The 19310-nt window shown below is 70.1% G+C and carries 19 protein-coding genes and 1 pseudogene; 14 read left to right on the plus strand and 6 right to left on the minus strand.

Annotated elements, in window-relative coordinates:
* Positions 1-204: 204 nt before the first annotated feature.
* A complete protein-coding gene (locus tag VGB24_RS18120) occupies positions 205-2352 on the minus strand; it encodes a cation:proton antiporter (protein ID WP_331074359.1) in 2148 nt (715 codons plus the stop codon).
* Between the two features lie 341 nt (positions 2353-2693).
* Here VGB24_RS18120 and cspE point away from each other — a divergent pair, with 341 nt between their 5' ends.
* Positions 2694-2903, plus strand: coding sequence for a transcription antiterminator/RNA stability regulator CspE (gene cspE, locus VGB24_RS18125; RefSeq protein ID WP_331023257.1), 210 nt, complete (start codon positions 2694-2696; stop codon positions 2901-2903).
* Positions 2904-3066: 163 nt separating this feature from the next.
* Here cspE and VGB24_RS18130 read toward each other — a convergent pair whose 3' ends face one another.
* On the minus strand, positions 3067-3327 hold the full coding sequence (locus tag VGB24_RS18130; RefSeq protein ID WP_331023256.1) for a hypothetical protein: 261 nt from the start codon (positions 3325-3327) through the stop codon (positions 3067-3069).
* Between the two features lie 49 nt (positions 3328-3376).
* Positions 3377-3595, minus strand: coding sequence for a translation initiation factor IF-1 (gene infA, locus VGB24_RS18135; protein ID WP_331023255.1), 219 nt, complete (start codon positions 3593-3595; stop codon positions 3377-3379).
* 289 nt (positions 3596-3884) lie between these two features.
* Here infA and VGB24_RS18140 point away from each other — a divergent pair, with 289 nt between their 5' ends.
* The 3 genes from VGB24_RS18140 (at position 3885) to VGB24_RS18150 (ending at position 5287) form a co-directional block, all read left to right on the plus strand.
* Entirely contained in the window at positions 3885-4211 is a 327-nt protein-coding gene (locus VGB24_RS18140; protein WP_331074360.1) for a hypothetical protein, read from the plus strand.
* Positions 4212-4376: 165 nt separating this feature from the next.
* Positions 4377-4655, plus strand: a complete 279-nt coding sequence (locus VGB24_RS18145; RefSeq protein WP_331074361.1) for a hypothetical protein — start codon at positions 4377-4379, stop codon at positions 4653-4655.
* 176 nt (positions 4656-4831) lie between these two features.
* A complete protein-coding gene (locus VGB24_RS18150; protein ID WP_331074362.1) occupies positions 4832-5287 on the plus strand; it encodes a hypothetical protein in 456 nt (151 codons plus the stop codon).
* Positions 5288-5933: 646 nt separating this feature from the next.
* Here VGB24_RS18150 and corA read toward each other — a convergent pair.
* From corA to VGB24_RS18165, 3 genes are all read right to left on the minus strand, one after another.
* Positions 5934-6998, minus strand: coding sequence for a magnesium/cobalt transporter CorA (gene corA, locus VGB24_RS18155; protein ID WP_331074363.1), 1065 nt, complete (start codon positions 6996-6998; stop codon positions 5934-5936).
* Positions 6973-7341: an SPW repeat domain-containing protein gene (locus tag VGB24_RS18160; RefSeq protein ID WP_331074364.1), complete on the minus strand. Its 369-nt coding sequence runs from the start codon at positions 7339-7341 to the stop codon at positions 6973-6975. The genes corA and VGB24_RS18160 overlap by 26 nt, the downstream gene beginning before the upstream one ends.
* A gap of 93 nt (positions 7342-7434) precedes the next feature.
* A complete protein-coding gene (locus tag VGB24_RS18165) occupies positions 7435-8343 on the minus strand; it encodes an ABC transporter substrate-binding protein (RefSeq protein ID WP_331074365.1) in 909 nt (302 codons plus the stop codon).
* Between the two features lie 128 nt (positions 8344-8471).
* Here VGB24_RS18165 and thyX point away from each other — a divergent pair, with 128 nt between their 5' ends.
* The 10 genes and pseudogenes from thyX (at position 8472) to VGB24_RS18210 (ending at position 19046) form a co-directional block, all read left to right on the plus strand.
* The gene (thyX, locus tag VGB24_RS18170) at positions 8472-9254 is read left to right on the plus strand and encodes an FAD-dependent thymidylate synthase (protein ID WP_331074366.1); all 783 of its coding nucleotides are present in this window, start codon (positions 8472-8474) and stop codon (positions 9252-9254) included.
* A gap of 19 nt (positions 9255-9273) precedes the next feature.
* A pseudogene (locus VGB24_RS25380) lies at positions 9274-9476 on the plus strand (type II toxin-antitoxin system HicB family antitoxin).
* Positions 9477-9585: 109 nt separating this feature from the next.
* Positions 9586-10872 carry a hydroxymethylglutaryl-CoA reductase gene (locus tag VGB24_RS18175; protein ID WP_331074367.1) on the plus strand — a complete coding sequence of 429 codons (1287 nt, stop codon included), beginning with the start codon at positions 9586-9588 and terminating at the stop codon, positions 10870-10872.
* The gene (locus VGB24_RS18180) at positions 10869-11804 is read left to right on the plus strand and encodes a hypothetical protein (protein WP_331074368.1); all 936 of its coding nucleotides are present in this window, start codon (positions 10869-10871) and stop codon (positions 11802-11804) included. Before VGB24_RS18175 ends, VGB24_RS18180 begins: the two co-directional genes overlap by 4 nt.
* Positions 11801-14503 (plus strand): PEP/pyruvate-binding domain-containing protein, encoded by a 2703-nt coding sequence (locus VGB24_RS18185; protein ID WP_331074369.1) that lies wholly within the window; start codon positions 11801-11803, stop codon positions 14501-14503. The genes VGB24_RS18180 and VGB24_RS18185 overlap by 4 nt, the downstream gene beginning before the upstream one ends.
* The gene (locus tag VGB24_RS18190) at positions 14504-15595 is read left to right on the plus strand and encodes a DUF3419 family protein (RefSeq protein WP_331074370.1); all 1092 of its coding nucleotides are present in this window, start codon (positions 14504-14506) and stop codon (positions 15593-15595) included.
* Positions 15592-17004 carry a hypothetical protein gene (locus VGB24_RS18195; protein WP_331074371.1) on the plus strand — a complete coding sequence of 471 codons (1413 nt, stop codon included), beginning with the start codon at positions 15592-15594 and terminating at the stop codon, positions 17002-17004. The genes VGB24_RS18190 and VGB24_RS18195 overlap by 4 nt, the downstream gene beginning before the upstream one ends.
* Positions 17001-17798 (plus strand): hypothetical protein, encoded by a 798-nt coding sequence (locus tag VGB24_RS18200; RefSeq protein ID WP_331074372.1) that lies wholly within the window; start codon positions 17001-17003, stop codon positions 17796-17798. Before VGB24_RS18195 ends, VGB24_RS18200 begins: the two co-directional genes overlap by 4 nt.
* Positions 17799-17842: 44 nt before the next feature.
* On the plus strand, positions 17843-18709 hold the full coding sequence (locus VGB24_RS18205) for a metallophosphoesterase (RefSeq protein ID WP_331074373.1): 867 nt from the start codon (positions 17843-17845) through the stop codon (positions 18707-18709).
* 118 nt (positions 18710-18827) lie between these two features.
* Positions 18828-19046, plus strand: coding sequence for a cold shock domain-containing protein (locus VGB24_RS18210; RefSeq protein ID WP_331023235.1), 219 nt, complete (start codon positions 18828-18830; stop codon positions 19044-19046).
* Positions 19047-19310 lie beyond the last annotated feature (264 nt).

Genomic DNA, 19310 nt, shown 5'->3' on the forward strand with positions numbered 1-19310 from the left:
ACGGAGGACCGTTGTCCGGACGGCTCGGTAACGCCCGTCGCCGGTCGCCACCCGCCCGTAGCTACGGAGGTGTACCGTCAACTCCTCCGGCGGGACTTTCACCCGCTAGAACGCGCCGCCTTTGCACGGCGCACCGCAGAGGAAGCACGTTCCGTTCTCTGCGTCCTCTCCGTTTCCTCTGCGGCCTCTGCGTGAAACGGTCTCTTACTGGGGAGCGTTCACGATCGCCACGGGGCAGTGCGCGTTCATCAGGATGCGCTCCACGCGGGGCCCAAGGAACAGGCGGTCGGAGCCGGGGCGCAGGTCCGTGCCCAGGACGATCAGGTCCACGCCCTCTTCCTCGGCATAGCGCAGGATCGTCTGGTCCGACTCGCGCGAGCACAGCACCTCGCCCGTGGTGCGCACCTCCTGCACCTCGCCGCGCTTCACCAGCTCGTCCACGATGGCGCGCGCCGCCGGCATCTCCACCTCCAGCATCGTTTCGCGGTTGTGTGCCCGCGAGCCCTCGGGCTCGCGCACCACGTGAAGCACCACCGCCTCGGCCGACGAATCCGACAGCGTAAAGCCCACGTCCGCGGCGTTGCGCGACGCGACGGAGCCGTTGGTGGGGATCAGCACGCGCCGGGGCGGCCAGTGGTAGTCGCTCAGCCGCCCCTTCACCACCAGGGTGGGACAGGGCGAAACGCGCATCACGTAGTCCACCAGCGGGTTGAACAGCTCGCGCGAGCTCGGGTCCACGTGCGAAGCGCCCAGCAGCAGCAGGTCGTAGTCCTTCTGCGCCTCGTCCAGGATCACGTCGCCCACCCGGCCCTCCACGATCTTGCGCGTGGTCTCGATCCCGGGAAACAGCTCCGCGATCCGGTCCAGGTACGCCGCCGCCTCGTCGCGCGTGCACCCGTCGGGAACGGTGAGCAGCGTGAGCGCCAGCGGCTCGTGCGAGTGCATCTGCGTAACGAGCTGCGCCTCCAGCGTCATGATCGACCGGCGCTCGTTCACCACGCAGCGCACGGGAAGCAGCACCCGCCGCACCGCGCCCAGCAGGCTGGTTTCCGCCGCCTCCTCGCGCTGAAGGCGCCGCATCTCGTTTTCGCCGGGGCGGATGTGCGAAAGCGTCCACCGCAGCAGCGGGGGCGCCATGACCGAGGTGGTGATGGCCATCACCACGATGATGGAAAACATCTCCTGCGAAAGGATGCCCAGGCTCAGGCCGATGCTGGCGATGATGATCTCCATGGCGCCCCGGGCGTTCAGCCCCACGCCGAAGCTGAGCGCCGTCCAGTGGTCGCAGCGGGCAAAGAAGCGGGTGGCGAAGTAGCCGCCCACCACCTTGCCGAAGCTGGCCACCAGGATCACCAGCAGCGTGATCATGATCAGCCGCGGCTCCAGCAGGCTGCGCGCGTTCACCTTCAGCCCCGCCACCGCGAAGAAGATGGGGGCGAAGATGCCGATGGCCATCTGCTCGACGTGCTCGGGGATGCGGTGCGGAAGGCGCGGCAGCTGCCCCAGCAGGATGCCCATCACGAAGGCGCCCAGCATGGCCTCGAGCCCCAGCGCCTGCGCCACCGAGCCCCACGCGAAGGTGAGCACCACCACGGCCGACAGCATGCGGAAGTGGCTTCCCATGCGGTCCTGCACCACCGCGATGGTGCGCGCCACCAGCCACCTGGCCGCGGTGAAGCTCACGACCATGAACAGCACCACCTTGCCGACCGACCAGGCCACCGCGCCCGCCTCCAGCTCGCCGCTGCGCGCCAGCCCCACCACCACGGACAGCAGCATCCACCCCACCGCGTCGTCGGCCATGCCGGCGGCGATGATGGTCTGGCCGATGTCGCGGCGCATCAGGTTCAGGTCCAGCAGCACCTTGGCGATCACGGGGATGGCCGAGATGCTCATGGCCGTGGCCAGGAAGAGCGCGAACACCAGGCGCTCGCCGTTGTTGGCCAGCAGCGCGCCGGGCAGGTACTGCCCCAGCATGAACCCGGTGGCGAACGGCACGACGATGCCCCCCGCCGACGCCGCCAGCGCCGTCCTGGAGTGGCGCCGGATCAGCCGCAGGTCCGTTTCCAGCCCGGTGAGCAGCAGCAGGAACATGGCGCCGAACAGGCTCACCACCTCCAGCAGGTGGCCGCTTTCCGGCGTCTGCGGCACGATCCAGTGCCCCACGGCGGGAAAGAAGCCGCTGAGCAGCGACGGGCCCAGGACGATGCCCGCCAGGATCTCGCCCACCACCGTAGGCTGCCCGAACCGCTGGGCCACCTCGCCCAGCAGCCGGGCACACGCCAGCAGCAGGGCGATCTGGATGAGCAGAACGAGGACGTCGTGATGCGGAGCGGCCGTAAACGCCTGCATTGGAACCGTTTGCGAGCTGAGTGGCGTGCGCCCGCGCCTCACGCGGCGAGGGGGAATCGCCGGGCCGCTGGTGCAAGGACCCGGCCCCGTGATGCGCATTCGCGTAACAGCCGTGCAAGGCAGTTGACAGGCGGGGCGGCACGTGCTACATTTGGTCCTGCGACAGAGAGGCCAGAGGACTGAGAAGACCTGGGGCGCGCTCGCTTCCCGGGTCTATTTCTTTTCCTGGAGCTCTCTGTCGTGGGTCGGCGCGGCGGCCATGACACCCGCGCGCAGCACAGGCGATCAGGTTCGGAAGTCCCGCAACCTCGAGAGTCGGTCAACAAACACGGAGTTACGGGATGCGTACGACTGGGACCGTCAAGTGGTTCAACGACAGCAAGGGCTTCGGCTTCATCACCCCCGAAGATGGCGCGAAGGATTGCTTCGTCCACCACTCGGCCATTCAGGGCCAGGGGTTCCGCACGCTCGCCGAGGGTGAGCGCGTGGAGTTCGACGTGGTGCAGGGCCAGAAGGGCCCCGCTGCCGAGAACGTCACCCGCGTGGGCTAACGCTCAGCGGTACTGACAGAAAGGGCCGCCCCGGCAACGGGGCGGCCTTTTTTTCGTCCTCCGAATCCGATCCGATGGGGTTCGGGGGGAAATGCACGAAGCCCGGAGGACTCTGGCCGAGTCGTCCGGGCTTCCGCGTGGGCCCTGAAAAGTGGAGCGGCGCTTACCGCGGCGCTACCAGCACGTTCGAGGCGGCCGCGAAGAACGGCTTGGTGGTGGGGTCGTCGAGCTGAATCTGCAGCAGGCGGCTGCCGTCGCCCGTCTTGCCCAGCAGCGCGGTGACCACGCCCTGGCCCGCCGTGCAGAATACGTGTTCGCCCACCGCGGGCGTACGGTCCGTCGCCGAAATCCAGTCCGGCCGCGCTTCATGGTTCACGAAGAGATCCTCTTCGCGAATGCGCCGAATGCTGTTGCCGATCGCCATTCCACTTCCTCCGTGTTCGTGCGATGGTGCGGGCGTGTGGCCCGCGGGCTCACTTGTGGCGGTACGTGATCCGGCCCCGGGTCAGGTCGTACGGGGACAGCGAAACCGTGACGCGGTCGCCCACCATCACGCGGATCTTGAACTTGGTCATCTTCCCCGCCCCGTAGGCCAGAACGATGTGCCCGTTCTCCAGCACGACCCGGTACTTGCGGTCCGGAAGCACTTCGGTCACCTGCCCCTCTACGACGATTCCCTCTTCCTTGGCCAAGCGCGCTCTCTTCGTACACTGATGAAACGGCAACGCCCGCGGCGGACGTCAGCGGCGCATGAACCGCGGGCGTAACCCCAGGCGGGAGCCACCCAGCTCCCGGTCAGACTCCCTTGTACCATCGGACGCACGTTCGGTTCCCACGCGCGCGAACACACCAGCACCGATCACGCCGCATCTGCGACATTCCCGGTATCCAGGGTGCACCCTCCCAGGCGCCGCGTGCCGCGGGTGGCACGCGGACGGCGCCGTCCGGGCGCCGGGAACGATCCAGCAAGGGAGAGTACGGATGAAGAAGCTGCTCATCATGGTTCCGGCGATTGCGCTGATGGCTGCCTGCGGCGGCGGCGGTGAAGAGGGTGGGGCCGGCGAGACGGGCGCCACCGACGGCGCCGCGACCACCACCACCGACATGGGCGCGGGCACCGGCACCACCACCACCGGCACCACCGATCCGGGCATGGGCACGGGCGCCACCTCCGGCACCGGCACGGCCATGCCGGGCGACACCACCGGCCTGGGCGTGGGCGCCGCGCCCGCGGGCGGCACGACCGGCACCACCGGCGGGACGACGGGCACGACGGGCGGAACCACGGGCGGCACCACCACGCCCTGATCCGGCAAGCTTGCGCATGCACGGCGGGCCGGCTGCCGGACGGGACACGCTCCCTCCGGCGGCCGGTCCGCCGCTTTTTGCGCCCGCACCCCCGCGTCCGGTTGATGCAGGGCGGCGGCCTCGACCCACGCGAAGTGAACAGAACCCGACCCTGGAGAAACAGCGATGAAGCACAGCACGATCGTGGTACCCCTGGCCGCCCTGCTGCTGGCCGCGTGCGGCGGCGGCGGCGACGAGGGCAGCAAGACCGACGTGCAGGGCAGCGCCGACACCGCGGGCGCGGTGGGCACCACCACGGGAACGTCCACGGGATTGAGCACGGGCCAGCCCGTCGATACCGCCGGCATGGGCACCAATCCGCCCCCGGCTGGCGGCCAGGGGGTGGATACGGCCCGCATGCCCGGCACCGTCGATACCGCCCAGGGCACGCCCACCGCGCCATAACCCGTTGGGAAGAAGGCGGATAGCGTGGTTTTGATCGAAACGACGCGCTCGCGGTTCGCAAGTAATTGTCGCGGAGATGCAACTTTTTCGAGGTTGGATACGTCTTATGTGGAGTGCCGGCGCGCGGGCCCCCTCCCCGCTCCGACCCCATTCACCCTTCTCTCCCGGGTAACTCCATGACTCATCTTCGCTTGCGCAGCGTGGCCCTGGCCGCCGTCCTTTCGATCAGCACCGCCGGCGCCGTTTCGGCGCAGGAGGCGGCCCCCGCCGCGGCACCTGCCCCAACCGCGTCAGCGGGCGAGGCGGCCGCGGCCGACCGTGCGCCGCGCGCGCCCCGTCGCGACCGGAACCGTGTGACGCTCGAAGAACTTTCCGCGGGCACCCCGGTGGACCTGTACACGTTCCTCCAGCGCGGGCGCGGGGCGTGGCTGCGCACGCGCGGCGCTTCGTCGTTCAGCAGGCCCGAGCTGGTGTGGGTGTATCGTGACGGGGCCAAGGTGGGCACGGTCGCTGCGCTGCGGCAGATCCAGACCAGCGAAATCCGCGAGATCCAGTACCTGGACGGGACTGCGGCTACCCAGCAGTTCGGAGTGGACCACGGCTCGGGCGCCATCATGCTGCGGTCGCGCTAAGCGACCTCAGCCCGGCAGGATCGCCCCCAGCTCCACCGAAAAGCCCCGGCGCGCATCGCGCGCCGGGGCTGAGCTTTTCCGAGGTGCGGGGTGAACCCGTGGCGTAACGAAAGTCCCGGCGCGCCGGGGCGGGTGAACCCGCCGCTGGAAAAGCGGAAAGCCCCGGCTCGGGCCGCTGTCGCGTCCCGCCCGGGGCTTCACCTGCATGCGGACCGCAGCTGCCGAAGCCACACGATGTCATCCCGATGGAGCGGCCACGCCCGGTCCGCCCGCGCACCATCGACGGCAGCGACTGAGGGATCCGCCACACACTCCGGTGGCGCTTCATCCTCACGGAAACACAGGACCTGTTGCCCCGTTCCTCGGCGTCGAACGCCGGAAAAGCTGGAACCCGTGGTGAGCAGGCGTGGAGGCGGTCGGAGTACTGTGTGGCGGATCCCTCAGTCGCTGTGGTCGGCGGTGTGGATGCAGGTTCGCCGGGGCCGCTCCATCGGGATGGCAAACCGCGGTTCTCCGGTGGGAGCGCACCTCGGCGGGGATGGGCGCCAAAAGCCCCGGCGCGCATCGCACGCCGGGGCTGAATCATCTCACCGAACCGCAGTTACTTCCGCACTCACGCACTCACGCACTCACGCACTTCCCCTCCTCACACCCACTGCTTCCTCCGGAAATATCCGAACAGCAGCGCTCCCACGGCGAACATCAGCCCCAGCGCCCAGGCGTAGCCCCAAGGCCAGTGAAGCTCCGGCATCCGCTCGAAGTTCATGCCGTAGATGCCGGCGATCCACGCCATCGCCATCAGGATGATGGACCAGGCCGCCATCACCCGCATCGTTTCGTTCAGCTGGTTGGAAGCGAGCGAAAGCTGGCCCTCCATGGCCCCCGTCAGCAGGTCGCGCAGGGTGTCGATCTCCTCGGCCACCCGGATGGCGTGGTCGTGCACGTCCTGGAAGTACGGCAGCATCTCCGGCTCCAGGAACGGGATGTCGCGCTTCAGGAGCGACCCGATCAGCTCGCGCTCCGGCCCCACCATCCGACGGAACAGCACCAGCTCGCGCCGCATGGAAAGCATCTGCTGCAGCGCCTCGTGCCTGGTCTTGCCGTCCGTTCCTTCCTCCAGCCGCCCCACCCGCTCCGAAAAGTGGTCCAGCACGGGAAAGTATCCGTCCACCACCATGTCCAGAACGGCGTGCGCCAGCGTTCCCGCGCTCCGATAGCGGGCCGGCACCGCGCGCCAGCGGGCCAGCACCTCCTTCAACTCCTCGATCTTGTGATCGTGAACCGTGATGACGTAGTTGTCGCCGATGAAGGCGTGCAGCTCATTGAGCGCCATCCGGTCGCGCTCGCGGTTGATGCGCGCCGAATACACCACCAGGAAGTAGTACCCGGGATAGCGGTCGATCTTGGGACGCTGGCGGCCGCGGACGGTGTCTTCCACGGCCAGCGGGTGAAAGCCCAGCTGGTGCCGCAGGAACTCGCCTTCCGTCCCTCCGGGGGCCGCGATGTCGATCCACAGCAGCGGCGGGTCTTCCGGCAGCTTGCCTTGGCGGCCGCGCTTGATGGCCGCCACGGCGTCGGTCAGGGCGATGGCGTGCACGCCGGTAACCGTTTCGGCGTACGCGCTGATGCGCGCCCGGGGCTCGACGGCCGAGGGGTCCTCGTACTCGGGGCCGAGGACGCTCTCGCTATCGAGCTGCGCGCCTGCGGTCATATCCGGGGACGGTGTCGGTGAGGGCGGCCGTCAGCAGCTCGAAGGCGCCGACCGCCACGTGCGGCATCCACACCCGTTCGTCGAACCCCAGCACCCAGGGCGACACCATCAGCAGAACGGCGCCCAGCGCGTCCATCCACAGGTGCGCGGGCATCGGCAGCTTGCGGACGACGCCCAGCTCGTAGTCGGTGAGCAGGCTGTACAGGACGACGCCCGCGCCCAGGGCCACGGGCGCCCAGGTTTCGGGGCCGCCGTCCGCGAAGCCCAGCAGCCAGGGCAGGCCCATCAGCAGCGCGCCGAGGGCGTAGTCGAGCATGCCGTGAACACGGGTGGGAATTCGCATGGCCTCGCCGGTGTGTGGTGCGTCGCTCCGTTGAACTGCGCGCGGGGCGTGCAAGCCGCGCGCCCTGTTCCGCGGATCAAGCTGTGTACAACCTTACGGCCAGGGCTCCAGCACGGGCTCGGCGGCCGCGGCGAGGCCCGCGTCGGGGTGCAGCCAGGCGGCCAGCGCCTCCGTGCCTTCCACCACCCGCGGACCCGAGCGGCTGAAGTACGCGCTGTGGCCGATGGCGGCCCTCCCCGCCCCGATTGCGCCCGGTGCGATGCGCGCCAGTACGTCGCGAGCGCGGTCGGCGTCGGCGCGCGAGGCCTCCAGGTTGTAGCCGCAGGGAAGCAGCAGGAGCCGATCGGGGTCCAGCCCCTCAGCCTGTTCCCACGGGATCTGCACCGAGCGCGAGCCGGCATCGCCCAGCAGGTTGTCGCCGCCGGCCAGCGTCACCATCTCCGGGATCCAGTGCCCCGGCGCGAAGGGCGGGTCCAGCCACTCAAGCGCCAGCACGCGCGGACGCGGCCGGCCGGCGACGGCTTCCTCGACGCGCCGCAGCCGTCCCCGCAGGCGCGCCACCGCCTCGCCGCCGCGTTCGGGCTGGCCCACGGCATCCGCCACCTGCTGCATAGTGTGGAAGATCCCCTCCACCGTGTGCGCATCCAGCGACACCACGCGCGGCGCGAAGGGAAGCGCGGTGACGGCGTCGTTCACCGAGCCGGTGGGGACGGCGCATACCTCGCACACGGCCTGGGTGAGGATCACGTCGGGGCGGGCGTCGCGCAGGGCGGCGACGTCGATCTCGTAGACGCTGCCGTATTCCAGCATGCAGCGGCGCACCTCGGCGTCGATCTGGCCGCTGGTGAGCCCCGCGGGATCGAAGCGCGAGCGGCTGAGCCGCGGCAGGTGCAGCGCCTGGGGCGGCCAGTCGCACTCGTGCGAGATGGCGACCAGGTGCTCCTGCAGGCCCAGGGCGTAGACGATTTCGGTGGCGCTGGAAAGCAGCGAGGCGATGCGCATGCCCGCAAACCTAAGCCGTCCCCCGCCGCTGGCAACCGCGGCGCCCGGCTGACTTGCCCGCGCGCGTGCGGAGGGCCTAGCTTACGCCGCTGACCCGTCCACCCGCCCGACCATCCTGAAGGCCCCCGATGCAGATCATCCGCGAGCCCCGCGTCACCGTCATCGCCCGGCAGGAGTTCGTGTATCCCGAGCACATCAACTGGGAAAGCGACAGCGACGTGCCGGGCGAGGTGGTGGCTGAGTTCGCCGGACGGCTCTGCTACCTGAGCTTCGGAGAAAACGCCGGCCTCGAGGGCGGGCACAAGAGCATTCCCGGGCGAACGAGCAACGAGGCGTACCTGGCCAACATCCTCCAGGTGAAGCACGGCAGCGTGCTGGAGCACGCGGTGTGGACGCTGCTGATCGAGGGCGTCAGCCGCTCGCTGACCCACGAGTTGATCCGACACAGAGCCGGATTCGGATTCAGCCAGGTCAGCCAGCGGTACGTTGACGAGTCCGACATCGCCTTCGTCCTTCCGCCAGAGATCCATGAGGGATCTCGCGGATTCGAGATCTGGTCGGCAGCTTGTGAGCAGACGCTCGAAGGCTACCGCGAACTGCTGGAAGAGCTTGCGGAGCAGGTGGGCGACTCCGGACCCGCCACCATGCGGAAGAAGCGCGCACGGCAGGCGGCGCGTTCGGTGCTCCCCAATGCTGCCGAGACGAAGATCGTGGTGACCGGCAACGCACGCGCGTGGCGGCACTTCATGGAAATGCGCGGCAGCGGCTCCGCGGACATGGAGATTCGCCGGCTTTCCGGGCACGTACTGCGGTCGATGCACCAGGAGGCCCCGCACATCTTCGGCGACATGCATCTTGTGCCGAGCGCCGATGGCGTGGACACGGTCGAGAGCCTTCACGCAAAAGTGTGACGTTCCGGCGAGCGAGAGGATGACGTCCAGACGGCTGACCTATCCGATTGATCGGGAAGGCGACGGGTTCGTCAGCCACTGCCCGGAATTGGACATCGCAAGCCAGGGTGACACGGCCGAGGAAGCTCACGGAAACAGCATCGAGGCCGTCGAGTTGTTCCTCGAGACCGCCCTCCAACGGAGATAGCCCGACGGCTTTCATCACCACGAGCACGACAGTAGGCGCCATCGGCGAGGTTCAACCGCCACGCTCTTTCCCCTCCGCGCGGTTCCGATGTAACTTGCAGCGTATTCCGGCCTTACACGCTGTATCTACAGGTTGTCGCGAAGCATGCCCATTTCCCAGCACCACGCTCGCAACGTCACCGACCGGCTCGTACGCGGGCGCCCCGTGGACGAGGTCGTCGGCCTGCTGACGGATACGTCCGAGGAAGAGCGCCCGGTTCCGCCCCGCGTGCCCGGCCTGCGCGAGTGGAGCGCCGACGCGCACGCCCGGCGCGTGGAGTTCGTGGCGGGGCTGGGCGTGGAGATCCCGCACCTGACGGGAACTGCGCCGCGCGGGGACGCGTCGGCCATGCGCGGGAGCATCGAGAACTACATCGGCATGGCGCAGGTGCCGGTGGGGCTGGTGGGGCCGCTGCGGGTGAACGGCATGCACGCGCGGGGCGACTTCTACGTGCCCCTGGCGACCTCCGAGGGCGCGCTGGTGGCCAGCCACGATCGCGGCGCGCACCTGCTGACCGCCGCGGGCGGCGCCGTGTGCCTGACCACCACCGAGCAGGTGCAGCGCGCGCCGGCCTTCGTCTTCGAGCGCATGGGCCAGGCGGCGCACTTCGCGGCGTGGGTGGTGGGCGAGTACGAGGCGCTGCAGGCGGCCGTGTCGCGCACCACCCGCCACGGACGGCTCACCGACGTGGGCACCCACATCGAGGGCAACCACGTCTACCTGGTGTTCGCTTTTCACACGGGCGACGCCGCCGGCCAGAACATGGTGACGTTCTGCACCGCCGCGCTGTGCGAGGAAATCCTGGCGCGCACGCCGGTTCAGCCGCGCTACTGGTTCCTGGAAAGCAACATGTCGGGCGACAAGAAGGCCACGGCGCTTTCCTTCATCCAGGGGCGCGGCCGCAGCGTGACGGCCGAGGCGTCCATCCCCCGCGCACTGGTGGAGGAGGTGCTGCACACCACGCCCGAGCGCATGTCCGACTACTGGCGGGTGAGCTTCGTGGCGGGGGTGCGCACGGGGTCCATCGGCGTGAACGGGCACGTGGCCAATGGAATCGCGGCGCTCTTCCTGGCGTGCGGCCAGGACGTGGCGTGCGTCAGCGAGGCCAGCGTGGGCGTCACCCGGCTGGAGGTGACGGACGAGGGCGACCTGTACGCGGCGCTGAGCCTGCCCAACCTGATCGTCGGCTCGGTGGGTGGCGGCACGCGGCTGCCCACGGCGCAGGAGTGCCTGCGCATCATGGACTGTCTGGGCGACGACCGCGCGTCGAAGCTGGCGGAGATCTGCGCGGCGCTCACGCTGGCGGGCGAGCTTTCCATCGTGGGCGCGCTCTGCTCGGGAGACTTCGCGCGGGCCCACGCCGCGCTGGGCCGCGGCTCGCCGGCCCGATGAACGGCGCGGCGGCGGCGGTGCCCGCGGGGCTCGCCGCGCGGATGTGGGCCTACCAGCGCGAACGCTTTCCCATCGCCGCCTACGTCCCGCTGATCGGCATCTCCGCAATTTCCGCCGCCGGGTACTCGCGGGCCGCGCGGGGCCGTGCGGGGCTACCCGACGCGGGCGTTCTGCTCGTGGGATGCGCCACCGCGCTCGCCTTCTTCTTCCTTCTCCGCGTCGCCGACGAGCACAAGGACGCCGAGGCCGACCGCCGGTTTCGCCCCGAGCTCCCCGTCCCGCGCGGCCTCGTTTCCCTCCTCGAGTTGCGGAAGGTCGGCGCGTCCGTCGCGCTCACCGTCCTCGCGGCCAACGCGCTGGTCGCCCCCGCCCTGCTGTGGGCGCTGGTTCCCGCCATCGCATGGGCCGCACTGATGGCCCGCGAATTCTTTGCACCCGACTGGCTGCGCGCGCGCCCGGCGGCATACCTGCTCAGCCACATGGTGGTCATGCCACTGCTGTTCGCCTACCTCACCGGGCTGGACTGGCTGGCATCGGACAGGGCGCCTCCGCGCGAGCTCCCCCTCTTCCTCGCCCTTGCGTTCGCGAACGGCATCCTGGTGGAAGTCGGCCGGAAGATCCGCGCGCCCGGCGACGAGCGCGAGGGCGTCGACACGTACACGTCCGCGTGGGGCGTGCGCGCGGCGCCGACGGTGTGGCTCGCCGCGTTGATGGCGGCTGGCGTGCTCGTCTGGTTTGCGTCGTATCCGGTGAGCACGGCGCTTCTCACGATCGTGGCGCTTTCGATCTTCCTCGTTGCCTTCGCCGCGCCTGCGCTCCGCTTCCTCCACACACCGGCCACCGCGGGAGGAAAGCAGGTGGAGGTGGCGAGTGGATTGTGGACCCTGGCCTCGTACATCCTCCTCGGCATCGTGCCGCTGCTCGTTCCGTGACGGACGCGGTCGCCCTCTCCTTCGTCCTCGTCCCCGGTGGCGAGCCGGCATCGGCTGCGCTGATCGGCGGCAAGGCTCGCAACCTGGCCCTGCTCGCGGATGCCGGGATCGGCGTTCCCCCGTGGATCGTCATCACCGCGGCCGCATTCGCCCAGTTAGTCGTTAGTTCCACCTCCACCGAGACCGATCCCGACACCGTCCGCACGCGAATCAACTCGATGGAGCTGCCCGCGGACTTCCGTGCAGAGGTGGCGGGCGCGCTGGAAGCCGCGGGGCTGGGCGGGTCGCTGGTGGCGGTGCGATCGTCCGGGGTGGACGAGGACGGGGCGGAAGCGTCGTTCGCGGGGCAGTTCGACACCGTGCTGGGCGTCCGCGCGGACGGGGACGGCGGTTCGCTGTGGGATGCGATCCGGCGCGTGTGGGCGTCGGCGTTCAGCGCGCATGCGGTGGCCTATCGAAACCGGCACGGGGGGGCGCCTCCGCGCATGGCGGTACTGATCCAGGCAATGGTGGACGCGGAAGCTTCCGGCGTGGCGTTTTCGGCGGACCCGGTGCACGGGGATCCGGGCACGGCGGTCGTCAGCGCCGTCTACGGTCTGGGCGAGGGACTGGTGAGCGGCGACCTGGATGCGGACACCTACCGCGTGCGCTTCACGGGCGACGAGCCGGGGCCGGTGCAGGCGCAGGTGGCGGACAAGGACAGCGCCGTACGCCTGGAGCCGGACGGCGGCAGCAGGATGGTGAAGGTGCCGCCGGGCCTGCGCGCGCGCCCGGCACTGACGGACGACGAGGCGCGGCGGATCGCCACGGCGGCGCGCCGGCTGGCGGACCACTTCGGCGCGCCGCAGGACGTGGAGTGGGCGCTCCCCGCGAAGGGCGACGGGGGCGAGCGGCCACTTTGCATCCTGCAGACGCGCCCCATCACCACGCTGGGCGAGCTGGCACCGGAGCCGCCGCGGACCGTTGCACCCGTGGCGGATGGCGAGGTGCGGCTGTGGGACAACAGCAACATCGTCGAGAGCTACAGTGGGGTGACCACGCCGCTGACGTTCAGCTTCGCGCGGTCCGTCTACGAGCAGGTGTACCTGCAGTTCTGCCGCCTGCTGGGCGTGAGCGAGCACCTGCTGGACGAGCACCGGCACGTGTTCGCCAACATGCTGGGGCTGATCGGCGGGCGCGTGTACTACAACCTGCTCAACTGGTACCGCGTGCTGGCGCTGCTTCCCGGGTACACCGTCAACCGCGAGTTCATGGAGCGGATGATGGGTGTGCGCGAGAAGCTTTCCGATCCTCCCGCCGTCGCAACGGTGGCGGGAAAGTGGGAAGACACGGGGCGCACCGTGAAGATGGCGTGGCGGCTGATCGCGGCCCAGCGCTCGCTGACGCGAGAGGTGCCCGCCTTTCACGCCAGGGTAGACGCGGCGCTGAAGCCGCTGGCGGGCGTGGACCTTTCCACCCGCCCGGCGGATGAGCTGGCCGCCATCTACCGCGACCTGGAAGGCAAGCTGCTGCGCCACTGGCGCGCACCGCTGGTGAACGACTTCTTCGCGATGATCTTCTTCGGCGTGCTGGTGCGGCTGGTGGAGAAGTGGCTCCCCGGCTCGCCCCCCACGCTGGCGAACGACCTGCTCGTCGGTGAAGGCGGCATCATCAGCACCGAGCCCGCCAAGCGCGTGCTGGCGATGGCGGAACGTGTGGCGGCCGATCCCGCACTCTCCGCCGTCTTCGCGTCCGAAGCGGACGACGCGCGGCTGTGGCGGCGGCTGGGGACGGAACCGGCCTTCACACCCTTCCACGGCGAGGTGCGCGCGTACCTGGACCAGTTCGGGGACCGCTGCGCCAACGAGCTGAAGCTGGAAACGCTGACGCACGGCGACGACCCGTCATTCATCGTCCGCCTGATCCGCACCTATGCCCAGGCCGGCACGCGACAGGACAGCGGTCACCACGAGGCGCAGGTGCGCGCCTCCGCCGAGGCCGCGGTCCGCCAGCGGCTGGGCGGCGTGCGCCGGCGCGTGTTCTTCGCCGTCCTAAACCAGGCGCGGACGCGCATCCGCGACCGGGAGAACCTGCGCTTCGAGCGGACGCGCGTGTTCGGCGCGGTGCGGCGCATCTTCCTGGGCATCGGAGCGCGGCTGGCGGAAACGGGGCGGCTGGATGATGCGCGCGACGTCCTCTACCTGCGCGTGGACGAGATTTTTTCGCACCTGGACGGAACGGGTGTCACGGCGGACCTGCGCTCGCTGGCCAGGCTGCGCCGCGCGGAGTTCGCCGCGTACGAGCGCGCCCCCGCCCCGCCGGACCGGTTCGAGACCCGCGGGCCGGCGGCGGACTATGTCGCTTCGCTTGTCCCCGCGGTGGCGCCTTCGGGCGAGCTGCGCGGAACCGGATGCTCGCCGGGCGTAGTGCGCGCGCCGGTGCGCATCGTCCGCGACCCGCACCACGCGGGCGAGCTGGCGGGGCACATCCTGGTCGCGGAGCGCACGGACCCGGGGTGGACGCTCATCTTTCCCGCCGTCCGAGGCGTGCTCGTGCAGCGCGGGTCGCTGCTCAGCCACTCGGCCATCGTGGCACGGGAGCTGGCGCTCCCGTGCATCGTGGGCATCCCGAGGCTGATGGACACGCTTCGCGACGGCGAGATGGTGGAGATGGACGGCACCGCGGGGACGCTGCGGCGGCTGGACGAAGCGGAGGGGTAGATGAGCGGCATCGACAGCCACGCCTCGTTCTCGTTCATCCGCTACGCCAGCGTCTGGGAAGACGCGGACGTGCTGTGCGAGGCGCTGGCGCCCGTGGCGCACGGAGGCCGGCTGCTCTCCATCGCCTCCGCCGGCGACAACGCCCTGGCGCTGCTCACGCTGGACCCGGCGGAGGTCGTCGCGGCGGACCTCAGCCCGGCGCAGCTGGCGTGCGTGGAGTTGAGGATCGCCGCCTTCCGCCGGCTGGAGCACGGGCAGCTGCTGGGGTTCCTGGGCGTGACGCCGGCGGACGAGCGGCCGCGGACGTACGGGCGCCTGCGGACGGACCTTTCCTCCTCCAGCCGCCAGTTCTGGGACGCGCAAGCGGACGCGGTGGCGGGGGGGGTAATCCACGCCGGAAAATTCGAACGCTACCTGCGGACGTTTCGCGACCGCATCCTTCCCCTCGTCCATTCCCGCCACCGCATCGACCGGCTGATGACGCCCCGCTCGCGGGTGGAGCGCGAGGAGTTCTACGACCGCGAGTGGAACACCTGGCGGTGGCGGATGATGTTCCGCCTGTTCTTCAGCCGCGCGGTGATGGGGCGAATGGGGCGCGATCCCGCGTTCTTCTCTCACGTGGAAGGCTCCGTCGGCTCGCGCATCCTGGCGCGCACCCGCCACGCGCTGACCGCGCTCCCCGTGCACACCAACCCGTACGCCGCCCGGATCATGACGGGCCACTACCCGCCCGAGGCCCTGCCCCGCTACCTGCGGCCGCAGTGGTTCGATGCCATCCGCTCGCGGCTGGACCGCGTGCGCCTGGTGCGCGGGCCCATCGAATCCGCCACGGACGGCCCTGTCGACGGCTACAACCTGTCTGACATCTTCGAGTACATGAGCCCGGCGGAGCACGAGCGGTGCTACGCCGCCCTGGTGGACCGCGCCGCGCCCGGCGCACGGCTCGTCTACTGGAACCTGCTGGCCCCGCGCGCCCGTCCCGACGCGCTCGCGGGCGAGGTGAAGCCGCTGCGCGAGATGGCGGACGCGCTGCACGCGCGCGACCTGGCCTGGTTCTACGGCGCCCTGCACGTGGACGAGGTGGCCGCGTGATGGAGGGGCTGCTTCCGGCGTTCGGCACGGTGGCGGGAGAGGTGGCCCGCGCGGCGATCGTCTCGGCCGTGCTGCTGCTGCTCTTCGCCGGGGCCGAGGCGTGGAAGCGGCTCGGGGGTCCCCCGCCGGAGTGGACGCGCAAGCTGGTGCACTTCGGCGGGGGCGTGGTGGCGGCGGGGTTTCCGTGGGTGTTCCGCTGGCACTGGACGGTGCTGGTGCTGGGCTTCGCCTTCGCGACGATCATCTTCGTCAGCCGGCGGCTGGGGATGCTGGGGAGCATCCACGGCGTGCAGCGGCGTTCGCAGGGCGGCATCTACTATCCCATCGCCATCTACCTGGTCTTTCTGCTCGCCGCGGACGAACCCGTCTTCTACCTGATCTCGCTGCTGGTGCTGATGGTGTCGGACACGCTGGCCGCGCTGTTGGGGACGGAGTACGGGCGGCAGTTCTACGCGGTGGAGACGGACCGGCGCAGCCTGGAGGGGTCGGCCGCGTTCTTTTTGACGACCTTCCTGGCCGTGCACCTGCCGCTGCTGCTGCTGACGGACATCGGCCGCGGCGCATGCGTGCTGATCGCGGCGCAGATCGCGCTCACCGTCACCATCTTCGAGGGAATCAGCGTCCAGGGCAGCGACAACCTGGTGGTGCCGCTGACGACGTACTTCCTGCTCTCGATCATGACGCCGCAGCCGGCGGGGTTCGTGGCCCGGCAGCTGGCGGCGCTGCTCGTGATCACCGTTCTCGTGGGCCTGCTGGCGTGGCGCTATCGGTTCGTTGCCATGAGCAGCGCCATGGGGCTGGCGCTGGGGGTGTACGGTGCCTACGCCATGGGCGGCAGCGAGTGGACCATCGCGCCGGGGCTGGCGGTGCTCTGGTTCGCCGGCTTCTTCGCCGCATCCCGCCGCGTGGCGCCGGACGCGCCGCAGACGTACCACATCCGTGGCCTGTTCTACGTGGCGCTGGTGCCCGTCAGCCTCTTCTTTCTGAACAGCGGGCTGGAGAAGCTGGCGCCGGACCGGCTCCGTCCCGCGTCGCCGGACCCGCTGTACGTGCCCTTCGTGGGCGTTGTGGCGGCGCAGCTGATGATCGTGATTCTGGCCCACGTGATCGACGTGGGAATGCGGCGGCGACGCGCGGCCGTCAGCCTGGCCACCAGCGGCGCGATCCTGGGATTCGTCGCCGTCGTTCCCGCCGGACTGGCGGTCGGCGCGACGGGGGTGACGGTGGAGGGGCTGCTCGCCGCTGGCGTGATCTGCACGGTCAGCCAGGCGCTGTACCTGTCCGTGCGCCGCCTGCCCGCGTGGCCCAAGGTGCAGCCGTGGGACGCACGCCTGCAGACGCTGAGCGCCGCGGTGGCCATGGCGCTGGTGCTGCCCCTGCATCTGTGGCACATCCGCGCGTTCGGATGAGGGCGTCTCGCGCGTGCCTCTGCCTCGCGCTGCTCGCCGCCGCGCTGTGCGTCCCCGCGCCCGGATGGACGCAGTCGGCCGACTCGTCCCACGTGGTCGCGACGGATTCCGCCACCGCCGACACGCCGTCGTCCCGCTGCATGGAAATCCATCTCCGCGAGGCGGCGCACCTGAACCGCGAACGGATGGCGCGATACTCCACGCTCACCGGCGGGCGGTCGCGGGGCATCTCGCGGCGGCTGATCTGGACGGAGCGCCTGGCCATCCCTGTCGCCTGGTACGTGGACTGGCGCGCGAGGCGGTTCCTGCGGGCGGGCATCCGCGTGACCTGCGACGACTTCGTGCCGATGGCGCACACGCCGGCCTTCCGCGAGCGCAACGCCGATCCGCCGCCATTTTCGTCCTTCAGGCCCAGCGACCCGCGGCGCATCCGGCGGACGATCGACGGGGCGTACCGCTCCGGCGGCTTCCCCGCGGCGAGCACCGCCATCGAACGCGAAATCGAGCATCTGCAAGGCACGCCCGCGTTCCATTGCATGATGCGCCACCTGCTGGAATCGGCGCTGCGCATCAGCAACCAGGCATCGGTCTACGAGGCGCAGGCCCGGGAGCGCGGCCTCCGTTCGCCCGCTGGCGTGTCGCGGCTGATGCTGAACCTGCACCTGTCCACGCTCGGGGAAGCCGCGAAGCTGGACCGCCGCGCCGCGCCCCTGCAGGCGGAGGGGATTCCGATCATCTGCCAGGACGTTCCACCCATCCCGCCCAGGGCCGATTCGTCCCACTCGCATCCCTGACCCGCCGCCCGTTGCTGGTCCGCCGCTTGCCTCCCCGCCGCCGCATGACGAGCAAGAGCACGGTGGGACGGTGGATGGGCGCGGCGGTGGCCGCGGGTGCGGCGGTGGGGGCGTACGCCGTAGCGGTGGAGCCGCTGTGGCTGCAGGTGACGCGGCCCCGGATTCACGTGCGCGGGCTGCACCCGGACCTGGAGGGGTTTCGCATCGCCCTGCTGACGGACATGCACGCTGGCGGCGGAACGCCCCTGTGGCTGATCCGCCGCGCATGCCGGCTGGCGATGGCCGAGCGCCCGCACCTGGTGGCGCTCACGGGCGACTTCGCGCACGACGAGGCGAAGAGCTTTCGGCCGGTGCTGGACGCGCTGTCCGGGCTTTCGGCCCCGCACGGGGTGTGGGCGGTGCCCGGCAACCACGACCACACGGTGGGTATCGAGCGCTGGCACGCGGAGTTGGAGGGGCACCCGGTGATCCGAAACCTGACCAACGCCTCGGCGCTGCGGCGGGTGGGCTCGGCCACGCTGTGCGTCGCCGGGGTGGACGACTATCGCGAGGGACAGCCCTCGCTGCGGGCGCTGCCCCCACCGGAGGACCGCGACTTCACCCTGCTGCTGGCGCACAACCCCGACCAGGCGGAGCACGCGCGCCGCGCGTACGACGCGGTGGACCTGATCGTGAGCGGGCACACGCACGGTGGACAGGTGAGGCTTCCGTTCGTGGGCGCGGTGAGGAACCCGGCGGAATTCGACGAATTGTACGAAGAGGGCCTGCGGCGCCGCCCGTGGACGCAGGTGTACACGTCGCGCGGGGTGGGCACGGTGGGCCTTACATTGCGCTTTCTCTGCCGCCCCGAGGTGGCCGTGCTGGAGCTCACGGCAGCTCCGCGTCCAGCCCGCGATTCGGCAAACGTTTGATTCAGGGAACGGCCCGCCTCTTGCACGAGAGGTGGCGAAATCAGTCCGGGGGCGGCGCGCGACGGAAGGCGGCGTGCCCGGCGTGGGACCGGATTCCGTCGTAGCGGAGAGGGGACTGATGTCGCGACAGACTGGGGTGGTCGAGTTCTTCAAGGACGACAAGGGGTTCGGCTTCATTCGTCCAGACGATGGCGGAAAGGACGTGTTCGTCCACCACTCGTCGATCCAGATGGAGGGGTTCAAATCCCTGAAGCGGGGCGACCGGGTGGAGTACGACATCCAGGAGGATCCCAAGGGTCCGCGCGCCAACAACGTGACGCGCGTGGCCGAAGGCTGAGCCTCCATCGTCCGTGTACCGAAGAGCGGCGCCGTCCACCCGGCGGGCGCCGCTCTTCGTTGGGCCCTCCCCGGCCGCGCTGACAAGCGTGCGCGTCTAAGCCGATGGCGCACCACAGCCTGTCATCCTGAGAGGGTGTTGAGATAACCGAACAAAGTACGAACATGCACAAGTAGACGGTGTATGCGGCTGGCATGACGAGCCGTAGATATCCGACAGACTTGACCGATTCGCAGTGGGAGCTGCTGCGCCCGCTCATCGAGA

Origin of the sequence: Longimicrobium sp. (assembly GCF_036399935.1) — a bacterium.
Lineage (GTDB): Bacteria > Gemmatimonadota > Gemmatimonadetes > Longimicrobiales > Longimicrobiaceae > Longimicrobium.